Genomic DNA, 11,938 nt, shown 5'->3' with positions numbered 1-11,938 from the left:
TGCGGTTCTCGTCGTCGGCGTCGAGGCGCAGGAAGGGCACGAAGGTGATGCGGTCGTCGCGCCGGTTCCAGCGGTAGCGCAGTTCCGGCTGTACGGCCAGCGAGGGCGAAAAGCGCGTGTTCTTCTGCTCCGGATACTGCGGCGATTGCGGGAAGATGCGCGTCTCGCCGGCCACATAGCCGGAGAAGTCCAGCTTCGACCAGTCGATTTCCTGAGCCACTGCGGGGTCCTCGCCGGCCAAGGCACCCAGCAGCACGCTTGCGACGATGGTGCTTCGTCCCCTTCCCTTTTCCATGTCAGCGCAGCCGCTTCAGGCGGTTGGGATCAAAATCGTTCTCGTCGAGCCCGGTACGGAATTCCCAGTTGTCGAAGGTCAGCCGCGTGGTCTTGCCGGTCTGGTGGTTCTCCATGTACCAGTCGTCGGCGCGCCAGTACTGGTCCAGGTACTGCTTGTAGCCGCCGAAGGTCAGGGTCTTCAGCAGGGAGTCCTTGCGGTCGTAGAAGTCCACGCGCTGGGCGCGGTATTCATCCTGGTCAATCCACACGACCTGGCGCGTGTAGCCGGAGTTCTCGTAGAGCGGATAGCGCTCGACCACGAAGCAGCTGAGCGGACCGCAGTCCTCGTCGCGCAGCCAGCGGTAGTCGTACTTGTCGACCTCCTGGGAGAGCATGTCCTCGTAGGCGAACTCGCTGCCCACGAAGGGGCCGGACTTGTTGGCCGAGGAGATACGCTTCACCCGCTTCAGCGCCGGCAGGTAGAGCCACTGGTCGTCGGGGTCCAGGATCTTGGTGAAACTGAGGAAGGCCGTGCCTTCGATATCGCGGGGATGGTCGAAGACGATCAGCGATTTGTCGCCGGTCTCCCGCGCCGGCACTTCCAGGGTCTGCAGGCGCAGCTCGCGGGTGCTGCTTTCGCCCTGCTTGTTGCTCAACACCATCTTCAGCTCGACGTAGCTGTCCTCGAAGCCGAGGTCGCGGCGGTCCATCTCCTCGGCGATGGCTCGTCCTTTTTCCTCCGGCGTCTCGGCCTGCACGCCGTCAACCACCCCGAAGGAGAGGAAGGCGACAGCCAGTACCCTCCAGTCAGTCCACCACCTGTGGAAGCTCGTCGGGCGCGTCAGCATGGTCTTGCTCCTTGTCGATGGCCAGCAGCAGCGGCGGCAGCAGTAAAAAGTCGGCGATCAGCGCCGCAACAAGCGCGATGGCTGTCAGCATGCCAAGACTTCCATTGCCTTCAAAAGCGGAGAGCGAAAGGGTGGCAAAACCAGCAACCAGCACCGCCGAGGTGACCCAGAGCGCGCGGCCCACGGTGGCGAAGGCATAGCGCACGGCGTCTTCCGGGCTCGCCCCCCTCTCGCGCCGGGCGCGCAGGTACTTGCTGAGAAAATGCACGGTGTCATCGACGATGATGCCCAGGCTGGTGGCGACAACCACGGAAGATGCCAGGCCGATCTCCCCAACGAGGAGGCCCCAAAGACCAAAGGCCATGACCGCCGGGATCACGTTGGGAATGATGCTGAGGCCGCCGACCTTGAGGCTGCGCAGGGCGAGGATCAGCGACAGCGAGATCAGCACCAGGGCCAGGCCGGTGCCGAACAGCATGGACTGGATGTTGCGTTCCGAGATGTAGGCGAACATGACGAAGGGGCCGGTGGGCTCGCTGGCCGAGGCCGGCATGTTGGTGGCCAGCCAGCCTTCCGCTGCAACCTTCAGCTGGCGCGCCTGCCGTGTGGTGATGTTCCTCAGGGTGGCGATGACACGCAGCGACGACTTGTCGACGTTGATCTGGTTGTTGAGGTCCAGGCCGTAGGGCAGCGACATCTCGAAGAGCAGCAGGTACTGGGCCGCCAGCTCGCGCTCCTCGGGCAGGCGGTACCAGGCCTCTTCGTCGCCGTGCATGTTCTTGTTCAGTCGCCGGAAGATGTCGGTAATGCTCTGCACGTGGACCACTTCCGGGCGCGCCCGCAGCCAGGCCGAGAAGGCATCGACCTTCTGCAGGTAATCCGGCTCGCTGATGCCGCCGGTCTCCGCCGCCGGCAGTGAGAACTCCAACTGATAGATACCGGAGAGGTTCTCCATGGCGAAATCGGTGTCGACGCGGAAGGGGATCGAAGGCTCGAAGTAGTTCACGAACTGATCGTTCAACTCGATGCGCGGGATCCAGGCGCCTAGCCCGACGACCAGGGCGAGCATGATCCAGAGCAATTTCCGGCGGTGGAACAGTACGAATTCGCCGAGCCGTTCCATGGCATCATTTCGTCCCTCCGCCGGCCGCTGCCGTGCCTTCAGCGGCACGACGGCGAGAAAGGCCGGCAGGAAGGTCGCCGAATAGATCCAGGCCGCGGTCACGCCCATGGCGGTCATGTTGCCCAGGTCGCGGAACGGCGGGGCGTCGGAGAAGTTGAGGCTGAGGAAGCCGATGGCCGTGGTCAGCGAGGTCAGAAAGACCGGGCTGAAGTTGACGCGTAGGCTCTCGACGATGGCCGCCCGCTTGTCGGCGCCCTGGCCCATGGCGTGCAGCAGGGTGACCAGCAGGTGGATGGAGTCAGCCACCGCCAGGGTGAGGATGATGGTCGGTGCGATCGCCGAGGGTGGCGTGAGGAGAATGCCGAGCCAGCCGGCCAGGCCCATGGCGCTGGCCGCGGAGAGGCCGACGACCAGCAGCGTGGCGACGGTGCCGGCGAGAGAGCGCAGGAAGATCAGCAGGCCGGCGATGATGATCCCGTACATGGCGGGGACGAGAGTCTTGAGATCCGCAAGGCTGGCTTCGCTGAAAGCCGCATCAAGCGCCACCAGGCCGGTCACCGCCACCTTGATTTCCGGGTGGTCGGCCTCGAAGGCGGCGACCAGCTCGCGGGTCGCGGCCATGGCCTCAAGAACCTCGTCCTCGCTTTCGCCCGGCAGAGTGAGCGTGACGTTGACCCCCGTCGTCCGGCCGTCCGGGGCGACGATGCGGTCGCGCAGCAGGGGCTCCGCCAGCGCCACGGCGCGGATCGCCTCCAGGCGCTCCGGCGTCAGCGCGGCGCCCGCCTCCACCAGCCGGGCGGGCACCAGGTCCTCGACGGTCAGGTCGTCGCCCTCGGCGTAGCTGTGCTGGAAGTTGGTCAGGGAATCGACCCGCCGCGAGAAAGGCAGCTGCCAGGACGCCTCGGTCAGCTGGCGCAGCGCGGCCAGGGTCTTGGGCGTGAAGACGTCGCCCTCGGCCGGCTGCAGGACGATCAGGATGTTGTCATCCTTGGTATAGACCTGCTGCAGGGATTCGAAGGCGCGAAGCTGCGGGTTGTCTTCGCTGAAGAAGACCCGGTAATCGGTGGAAAAGCCGAGGAAGCGCCCGCCGCCGGCCAGGGCGACGGCCGCCAGCACACAGGCCAGCAGCACCGCCCAGCGCCAGCGGATCACCCAGCGGGCATAGGCGATGACCCAAGCATCCACAAGCTGCATCCCGGGCGTCTGGTGTGATCCCGTCATGCCTTCACCTTTTGCCCGGCATTGCGACCGACCGAGGTTTGCCGTCGCCTCCCTCCCCTGTCAAATATAGCGCGGTTACGATCAGCAGGCTACTCGGCGGCATGGCACGCCGAGGCGAAACATTCAGTCGCCGGCCATAAAGGTGACGAGGGCTATCCCATCGCCACGGATTTCGAGGCGGTCGGCCTTGAGGAGATGGCTCGGCTGCTGGCAAGCAATGACGGGAAATCGTGAAAACTCGATAGTCCTGAGTCTGGTGGGCGGAAGCTCGGTGAGAGGCTCTTGACCGGTGACCCCAAACTCAGCAGGGCCTACCTGCAACTCTTTGTGAGCGAGACTGTGGCGACAGAGGGGGAAGTGCGCGTTCTCGGCCCGGTTTTCCAGCATTGAGAGGCTGCCACGCACCGGGAGGCTTGGCCTAGAGGGCTTGGTGCCCGCTTCTGAGCGAGAGTGTCGTCCCCTAGGTAAGTCGAACCCCTGTTTCCGCCGTGAAAGGGCCTCTTTCCTACCTTCCAATATTCTGACCTGCCCTCGGGTTTGGTACCATTCATTAGTTTAGACTCCCGCAGTCTTGGTCCTGCCCCCAACCTTGATCCAGGTCCTATGCAATTTTTCAAACCTGGCTAGCTTGATCTGAAATCACAGATCAACGCTACATGATCGACGCCCCGACGCCCTTTGCGCCGCTTTCCGAGTGGGAGGCCTTCCGGCGCGAGATGCTCAAGCTCGATCAGGAGGATGGGACGGTGAAATACTCGCTGGCCCAGGCCGACGCGGCCATTGCGCGGCGGCGCGCGGAACCGGACTGAGCGGCCCGACTCCTGCGAACATGGCCCGGCTGCTTCACGGTGGTGGAACTCTTCCTCTTAGAGATTCGCGCTCACGCTCTGCCGCGACTTCCGCCGTCTCCAGCCCAGCGCCCCCAGCCCTCCCAGACCCACGCCGAAGAGGGTAAGGGACGCCGGTTCGGGCACCGCCACGGCATCATTTGTCAGTTGGAAACCCAGTTGGTCGGTGCGAGATATCCATGTGCTGCCGTCTGCACCTCGTGAGTATCCGTTCCCGCCGAGCACAAACGACCAGAACCAGTCATCGCCGCTGTCGGCGGTGGTATCGTTCACGATGGACAACCAGAAGGTCGTGTCGGCTGCCAGCGTCAGCGCCGCGATGTCAACCCAGTAGGCGTAGACATCGAAATCGCCCGAATCAATACCCGAATCGACGCGACCGACGTCCCCGACCGCGAACTCGAAAAGCGGATCGAGCGCCGGAGATCCGCCGGCGTCGATGTAGAAGCGAATTGTGAAGTCGTCGGGTTCCGTGGCAGTGTTGTCGTCGGCATAGACGCCCCACCAATGAATGTCGGTGATGGTGGCGGCACCAGGCTGCAATTGGAAGTCGTCGGCAATTTGCTGCGGAATATCGTAGTCGCTTAGTCGTCCGTCGTACGTCAGATCGATGCTCTGGTCGTAGATAACCCCCGCGAAGGCTCCCGACGGCAGCAGGCTGACCATGCAGACCGCGACGAGTTGCCCTATGTTCCGCCTCATGATGTGTTCCGCCTCATGATGTGTTCCGCCTCATGATGTGTTCCGCCTCATGATGCGTTCCCCTTGCACCAACCTTAGATTTATCAAAGTCATTGACCAGCAATTCCTGTGCCAGCATGGAGCATCAATGACTTAAGAGGAATTCTATGCCGCGTACAGCGATGGCTGTAAGAAATACTGACAGTTGATGAGCTAAGGTGGCGGCGCCTCCCGCGCCGACGCCTTGCTCAAGAAGGGCGACCATGCAGGCCAGCGGATATGGAAACGGATCCTGGTGGCGGTGCAGGAGCTGCAGCGGGCCGAGCAGCCTGCGGGTGCCACCAAGCACTGAGGCGCGCTGCTTCGCTGACGGGGCTTTTTCTGCCTCTGTGGTAGAATGAATCTGAGATGACAGACCAGCGCTACATGATCGACAGCCCGACGCCCTTCGCGCCGCTCTCCGAGTGGGAGGCCTTCCGGCGCAACCTGCTGACGCTGGAGCAGGACGACGAGGCGGTGAAGTATTGTCTGGCCCAGGCCGACGAGGCCATTGCGCGGCAGTGCGCAGAACCGGACTGAGCGGCCCGACTCCTGCGAACGTGGCCCGGCTGCGCCAAGCCGAAGCCAAGCCGATCCTCGACGACTTGGAAGCCTGGCTGCAGGCCCAGTTGGCAAAGATCTCCGGCAAGTCCGAGCTCGCCAAGGCGATCCGCTATGCGCTATCGCGGATGAAGAAGCTGCGCCCTTACTTCGATCATGGCGTCCTGGAGATCGACAACAATGCTGCCGAGCGCGCCATAGAGCCGGTGGCCTTGGGCCGGAAGAAAATATCTCTTTGCCGGATCAGAGGGCGGCGGCAAGTCGGCCGCCATCGCCTATACGCTCATCGAGACGGCCAGGCTCAACGGCGTCGATCCGCGGGCCTGGTTGACCCACGTCCTCGCCCACATCGCCGACCACAAGATCAACCGCCTCGACGAACTGCTTGCCCTGGCGCTACGCTGCAACCGCAGCGTAGCTGGCCCCTCATCCCCATGACAGAGGGCCTTGGCCGGACACTTTCCGCTTTTCTTGACATCCGGCGGTTGCAGTCCGTAGCGGACTCACTACACGGGGGACATAGTCCCTCATAAGCACCTTGCGTATAGTGATTCGCACCAAGGGGCTTGGGAGGGCCATGCCGGACCGGCCGCCCATGGAAGGCGCGCGAGGATCGACCGGGCCCCATGCGAGTGTCAGCAGGGGAGTGCGTCGCCATGGAGCCAGCGCCTTATTTCGTTCTGCCCTGGCCCTTCGTCTTCGGCACTGGTGGGGATGACTTCCAGGAGGTCATCCTGACCGAGGACGACAGCGGGTCCCTCTTTATCGACATGCTGGAAGGTGACGACACGGTCGTTGCCGCCATCGCGAACCGGGGCAGCTTCTTCCTCGACCTCGGCGCCGGCGACGACCGGGTACTCTTCGACAACACCGCCGTCGAACCGGGCAACGGCAAGGACTCGCTTCTCGGAGGCGAAGGCAGCGACACCCTTGAAGGAAGCGTCGCGATCCACGGCAGCTTCGTCGCGGACGGCGGCAACGGTGACGACTACTTCGATTTCGACGCCACTTTTTTTGCGTACGGTTCGGCCACCGTCTCTGGCGGCGCCGGCCGCGACTTCATTGATTTGCTGGTTCTCCTGCCAGCTCCCGGCTCGTTCAACGATCCGGCGGCGGCAGGACACTTCGTCATCGACGCTGGCGATGACGATGACACAGTCAATCTGACGATAGACATGAAGCCCGTCCTGCTCTCATCAGTCCCCACCGGCGGTGTCATGGACGTCGATCTCGGCGCCGGCAACGATTGCCTGATTTTCGACCTGGTCGGTAACGACCCGACAGCGACCGGCCCGATGACCCTGGGCCCGCTGCGGCTTTCCGCCGGTGACGGCAATGACGAGGTCGACGTCAGAGCTTCCACCGGCCAGTTCATCGACTCGATCGGTATGCTGAACGGCAACATCTCGACCGGCGCCGGCGACGACAGCGTCAAGCTGAACAACGTGGTTCTCCGCAACACCGATGTCGACACGGGAGACGGCACCGACTCGATATCCTGGATCTTCCAGCTGACCGGCGAAAACGAGGTGCCCCCGGTCGATGCCGAAATCCACGGTGGCGGCGGCGACGACAACTTCGAGATCGTCGCTGCTATTGAAGACGACACCACCGGCGTCATCGGCAGGAAACTGGGCACGGTACTGCTCTTCGGCGAGGACGGCAGCGACACCTTCGGCATCGAGGTGACGCTCACCGGCCAGGTCGAATTCGACATTCTGGTCGACGGTGGGGCCGGCAACGATACCATTTTTCTCGGCTTTGGCTTCGAGAACATCTCGACCTCGGCCGATTACGATCCCGGCCTGGCCCGCGGCGGCGACGGCAACGACACTCTGGTCGTCTTCTCCGAGGCCAGCAAGGACCTGGATATCGAAGATGCTTTCCATGTCAGGGGCGATGCGGGCACAGACACCTTCGTGGTGAGCAAAGGCCAGGAGACCGTGATCATCGATGACTTCACCCTGCGCGAAGACGAACTGTTCCTCGACGGCATCTTCTCAGAGGGCGAGTTCAACACGATCCTGATTTCCAAGGTCGGGCCGGTCAGCACCGGCATTCTGGACAGCGACAACAATCTTATTGCCGTGCTGCAGGGCATCGCCCCGGAAGACCTCACTTCGGACAGCTATACCCTTGGCGCGTACTCTGGCTGCTGACCGGCGCCCACGGTGAAGTATTGTCTGGCCCAGGCCGACGAGGCCATAGCTCGGCGGCGCGCAGAACCGGACTGAGCGGCCCGACTCCTGCGAACGTGGCCCGGCTGCTTCACGGTGGTGAAACTCTTCTTCTTAGAGATTCGCGCTCACGCTCTGCCGCGACTTCCGCCGTCTCCAGCCCAGCGCCCCCAGCCCTGCCAGACCGACGCCGAAGAGGCCGAGGGACGCCGGCTCGGGCACCGCCAAGGCATCATTTGTCAGTTGGAAGCCCAGTTGGGCGACGGGAAAGGCCCATGGGTCGCCGTCTACAGATCGTATGGGTCCGTTCCCGCTGGACTCCCACGACCAGTACCAATTGTCATCGATGTCCGTGGACGTATCGTTCACGATGGACAACCAGTAGGTCGTGTCGGCCAAAAGCGTCAGCGCGGCGACGTCAGCCGAGTAGGCGTAGACATCAAACCCACTCACATCTGTACCCGTATCGACGCGGCCGACGTCCCCGACTGAGAATTCGAACAGCGGATCGAGCGCCGGAGATCCGCCGGCGTCGCTGTAGAAGCGAATAGTGAAATCGTCGGTTTCTGGGGCGGTATTGGTAAAGGCATAGGCACCCCACCAATGAACGTCGGTGATGGTGTTAGCACCGGCTTGCAGTTGGAAGTCGTCGGTAGCTTGGTTCGGATGATCGAAGTCGCTTGCTACTGCGTTAACCGTCAGATCGATGCTCTGGTCGTAGATGACCCCCGCAAAGGCCCCCGAGGGCAGCAGACTGACCACGCAGACCGCAACGAGTTGGCTCAAGAACCGCTTCATGATGCTTCCCCCTTGCCCCGAAGTCAGATTCCTTAAGTTGTAATCTTCCTTAATACGCAATTCCTGTGCCAGCATGGAGCATCAATGACTTAATAGGAATTCTATGCCGCGAACAGCGATGGCTGTAAGAAATACTGACAGTTGATGAGCTAAGGTGGCGGCGCCTGCCGCGCCGACGCCTTGCTCAAGAAGGGCGACCATGCAGGCCAGCGGATATGGAAGCGGATTCTCGCGGCGGTGCAGGAGCTGCAGCGGGCCGAGCAGCCAACCGGGACCGCGATCAACTAACCTTCCGACACATTGACCCAGCTTCGTGCCTGATCCTCCGGCAGACCCCAGCCGATGCGGATCTCCGCCGGCCGGTGACCGCAGGCTTGGCAGCGGAAGCGCGCACCCAGATCTAGCAGCGGAAGGTCGCCGTAGCGTGCGATGGTGACCTCAATGTCGAGTATCGTCGCCGCCGAGTGCTTGGGACAACGCCAGTTGCCGCAGTACACGGCGACGTAGTTATGGGGGCTGAGGTCGGAGAGACGTCGGAGCGAGGGGGGCATAGCAAGGGCCTGCTGCTTCGGGGGTGAGGCTTTTGCTTATCACCACCCAAAAAACCCCGTTAACCATATTCGTTAACTACATTCCACGAATGATGTTTGTTACGTTTAGACGGGGTCTAGAAGCTATCACTAACAGGAAGGCTCAGTTACATGACCAGAATGCTTCTGCTTTGTGCCTCGCTTGTTGCATTCGTGGCCGCCCCGGCGTTTGCGGCTGACATTCCAGCTGACCCCCGCTCTGGTGTTGAGGGGTCGGGCAGCGTCAGCACTGGTGGCGGGCCTGCGTCGCCCTCGGGACAGATTGATACGAAGGGTGCAGACGTTGACGGCACTGGTGGCCCCGGCACCGTTTCTGTGGACAAGCCGGACCATTAATCCCGGTCATTTAGGCATAGCCTTCCTGGGTCGATATCGCCCGGCAAGGCAAGCCAAAATAGCCCCGCTGGCTGAAAGGCTGCGGGGCCTTTTCTTTGTCCGCTGATGTTCGCCCCCGCTTATTCGACGGGCATTCGACGCTTTAGGGCGGAGGCTTGCTAATTTTTTGATTTTTATGGCGTGCCATGGGTGACAGAAGTGGGCACTGGGAGCTGACCGTCCCCCTCCCACATCCATGATAAGGGTGAGGCCGGGGGTAATTCACTCCGGCGGCACCGTTTACCCCATTGAAATCGCCTCAATTACTTGCGTCGTTCTGAATCATCGTTCCGCACTAAAATGCACGAAAAGCCCCAGGAGGATGTTCGCTGGCTGCTGATGCCGAAAAATAGAAAGGCGCTCAACTCTTATGAGGAGCGCCTTTCGCATAGATGGAGTGGGTCACAAACCCAGCCGCGAAGCTCGTCATGATCGCCCATGCGGTTTCAACAAATGCGATACTGACTGACTTCAGGTATTTAAAGCTGGATTTCACTTGTGCCTTGCGGCGGGATTTCGTTGCTTTCATGCGAGCCTCCTTTCGGGTTTCAAGCCACATACGGGCGAGAGTTAGAAGTGAGGCGAGCACAACGAACCAAGCGGTGGGATTTACACCCACACCCATCTCCGAAGCTCATATTCTATTTATAGTAGAATATCATTGAAAAGTCAAGGTTTTTTGTTCTCTGGCTCCCAGCTAGGCACGCTAAAGGGCCCGCGCCGACGCGGCCTATACGCAGGGCGCCTGAGATTGCGAGATCCACCAACTCTCGCTACCCTGGATATCCCTTCAGGGGAGGAGGCGTCGCCTTTTCCCGACACCGTGATGTGGCGTCAAACCATACCCACTCGATAATTCCCACTGCGGCTAACATGTTGAAATTGCTCGTGTAAAGAAATACACCCTCAACGACTACCGCCAATTGTGCCGCCTCAAAAAATTCGTTATTGATTTCATTGGCAAATTTCGGCGTTTTCGAGGAGCGCACCCTTCGCCATCTATCGAGAGTGCTGGACGTTTTGATCCTGCATCAAGGTTGAAAAAGGGCATCGGCCGTTTGTTTTAGACCGGCGCGCTTTGGAAGCGGACATCCATGCTCTCAAAATGAACATGGATCGGTTCGGCGGAAGCGGTTCTCGTCCCTACAACTGCCAGATACATGCGGTAGGTCAAACCTATCGCGAATGGGTCGACCACCATCTGTTGCTTGGCCTCGGGGGATACTGATTCGATGATTAACACGCTTGCGCTGAACCTCGTGGCGGACGTGATGAAATGGGACAACGAGGTGGCCACCAGGGAGTATGCGTGGCTACGGCTCATCTCCACGATGAAGTATGATGGCTACTCCGATTTCCGGGCCGGCGTCCGGTTCCTCGAAAGCCTGGTGTCCTGGCTGCGTCAATTCGACGAGGCTGACCGCGCCGTCGCCTACGCCTTCGTCAAGGAGCGTCTGGTCTACATATCGACGCTCGAGATGCAGCGTGTAATCGAGGCTTTCATACCTGAAACCGTCACGCCCTATCTCCGCAAGTCGGTCGCAAGCGAGCTGGGCATCAAGCCCTATGAGGTGTGGAAGACGAGCCAGGGCGCCACCGCTTTCAAGCGGCGCCTGCGTCGGTGCCTCTTTGTTGGCCTGAGCGACGGAAGTCGGATCGACGTGCTACGCCGGGCGAATGCCGGACGCCTGTCGCAGGAGCAGGTCATCCCGATGATGAACGTCGACGACGAAAAGTGGAAGAGCCTCGCCGGCGATCTGAAGGACGAGCTGGGCGCTGACGCCCGCTTCGATGACGTCTACCTGATAGACGACTTCACCGCCTCGGGCACAACGTTCATCCGCTTCCCCGACAACAAGCCGGAGGGCAAACTCTACAAGTTCGAGAAGATCGTTCAGGAGGCCAAGGTGCGGTTCAACAAAAAGGCAGAGGATTTTCCTTTAGCCGACGCCTACACGCTGCACATCCATCACTACACGTCGACCAGCCAGGCCCATGACGCCCTTGACGAGCGTGTCGCCGAGGCAAATGAGAGGCTACAGAATATGAGCTTCGGGGCCTGGCTCATCACCGAGGGCATGCTGCTCCCCAGCGACCTCAGGGTCGCCACGATCGACAAGACGACGAGGGCCGCTACGCTCACGCGCCCTGCCGACGGTCCGATCGTGGATCTGTGCGGGCGCCACTACGACGACGATCTGTTCAAGCGGCTCGAGAAGCACTGCAGGAAGGCAGGCCAGACCGATATGAAGTACGGCTACGCGGATTGCGCGCTACCCCTGATTCTTGAGCACAACACGCCAAACAACTCCATTCCACTCCTGTGGGCGGAGACCAACGGCAAGCTCGGCAAGCCGATGCACCCCCTCTTCTTCCGCCGCGACAGGCACGGTTGACCGCT

The 11,938-nt window shown here is 61.4% G+C and carries 13 protein-coding genes and 1 pseudogene; 6 read left to right on the top strand and 8 right to left on the bottom strand.

Annotated elements, in window-relative coordinates:
- From H7X47_RS07605 to H7X47_RS07595, 3 genes are all read right to left on the bottom strand, one after another.
- On the bottom strand, positions 1 to 295 hold a 295-nt coding region (locus H7X47_RS07605), incomplete at its 3' end, for a hypothetical protein (RefSeq protein WP_227010295.1).
- A 1-nt stretch (position 296) separates the two neighbouring features.
- Entirely contained in the window at positions 297 to 1,124 is an 828-nt protein-coding gene (locus H7X47_RS07600) for an outer membrane lipoprotein-sorting protein (protein WP_193368058.1), read from the bottom strand.
- A complete protein-coding gene (locus H7X47_RS07595; RefSeq protein ID WP_227010294.1) occupies positions 1,084 to 3,468 on the bottom strand; it encodes an efflux RND transporter permease subunit in 2,385 nt (794 codons plus the stop codon). Before H7X47_RS07595 ends, H7X47_RS07600 begins: the two co-directional genes overlap by 41 nt.
- Before the next feature lie 656 nt (positions 3,469 to 4,124).
- On the opposite strand from H7X47_RS07595, the gene H7X47_RS07590 reads away from it, so the two are divergent.
- Complete coding sequence (locus H7X47_RS07590; protein WP_193368057.1) at positions 4,125 to 4,277, top strand: hypothetical protein; 153 nt, start codon at positions 4,125 to 4,127, stop codon at positions 4,275 to 4,277.
- Between the two features lie 57 nt (positions 4,278 to 4,334).
- On the opposite strand, the gene H7X47_RS07585 is transcribed toward H7X47_RS07590, so the two are convergent.
- Entirely contained in the window at positions 4,335 to 4,982 is a 648-nt protein-coding gene (locus tag H7X47_RS07585; RefSeq protein WP_227010293.1) for a PEP-CTERM sorting domain-containing protein, read from the bottom strand.
- A gap of 423 nt (positions 4,983 to 5,405) precedes the next feature.
- Between H7X47_RS07585 and H7X47_RS07580 the strand changes: the two genes are divergently transcribed.
- Entirely contained in the window at positions 5,406 to 5,576 is a 171-nt protein-coding gene (locus H7X47_RS07580; RefSeq protein ID WP_193368055.1) for a hypothetical protein, read from the top strand.
- Positions 5,558 to 5,776, top strand: a pseudogene (locus tag H7X47_RS26280) (IS66 family transposase); the annotation flags it as partial. The gene H7X47_RS07580 and the pseudogene H7X47_RS26280, both read left to right, overlap by 19 nt.
- Here H7X47_RS26280 and H7X47_RS26075 read toward each other — a convergent pair.
- Entirely contained in the window at positions 5,717 to 5,869 is a 153-nt protein-coding gene (locus tag H7X47_RS26075) for a hypothetical protein (RefSeq protein WP_264373081.1), read from the bottom strand. The pseudogene H7X47_RS26280 and the gene H7X47_RS26075 overlap by 60 nt on opposite strands.
- Between H7X47_RS26075 and H7X47_RS25755 the strand changes: the two genes are divergently transcribed.
- On the top strand, positions 5,868 to 6,035 hold the full coding sequence (locus H7X47_RS25755; RefSeq protein ID WP_437126568.1) for a transposase domain-containing protein: 168 nt from the start codon (positions 5,868 to 5,870) through the stop codon (positions 6,033 to 6,035). The genes H7X47_RS26075 and H7X47_RS25755 overlap by 2 nt on opposite strands.
- Positions 6,036 to 6,253: 218 nt before the next feature.
- A complete protein-coding gene (locus H7X47_RS07570) occupies positions 6,254 to 7,756 on the top strand; it encodes a hypothetical protein (RefSeq protein ID WP_193368054.1) in 1,503 nt (500 codons plus the stop codon).
- A gap of 132 nt (positions 7,757 to 7,888) precedes the next feature.
- Here the strand turns inward: H7X47_RS07570 and H7X47_RS07565 are convergent, their stop codons facing one another.
- From H7X47_RS07565 to H7X47_RS07555, 3 genes are all read right to left on the bottom strand, one after another.
- Positions 7,889 to 8,647, bottom strand: a complete 759-nt coding sequence (locus tag H7X47_RS07565) for a PEP-CTERM sorting domain-containing protein (protein ID WP_227010292.1) — start codon at positions 8,645 to 8,647, stop codon at positions 7,889 to 7,891.
- 209 nt (positions 8,648 to 8,856) lie between these two features.
- Complete coding sequence (locus H7X47_RS07560) at positions 8,857 to 9,123, bottom strand: hypothetical protein (protein ID WP_193368053.1); 267 nt, start codon at positions 9,121 to 9,123, stop codon at positions 8,857 to 8,859.
- 775 nt (positions 9,124 to 9,898) lie between these two features.
- Positions 9,899 to 10,066, bottom strand: coding sequence for a hypothetical protein (locus H7X47_RS07555; RefSeq protein ID WP_193368052.1), 168 nt, complete (start codon positions 10,064 to 10,066; stop codon positions 9,899 to 9,901).
- A 703-nt stretch (positions 10,067 to 10,769) separates the two neighbouring features.
- On the opposite strand from H7X47_RS07555, the gene H7X47_RS07550 reads away from it, so the two are divergent.
- Positions 10,770 to 11,933, top strand: a complete 1,164-nt coding sequence (locus H7X47_RS07550; RefSeq protein WP_193368051.1) for a phosphoribosyltransferase-like protein — start codon at positions 10,770 to 10,772, stop codon at positions 11,931 to 11,933.
- Positions 11,934 to 11,938 lie beyond the last annotated feature (5 nt).

This window comes from Pelagibius marinus, from assembly GCF_014925385.1.
In the GTDB taxonomy this organism is placed as follows: domain Bacteria; phylum Pseudomonadota; class Alphaproteobacteria; order Kiloniellales; family Kiloniellaceae; genus Pelagibius; species Pelagibius marinus.
Note: the sequence above shows the minus strand (reverse complement) of the source record. Positions and strands in the feature narration are given on the sequence as shown.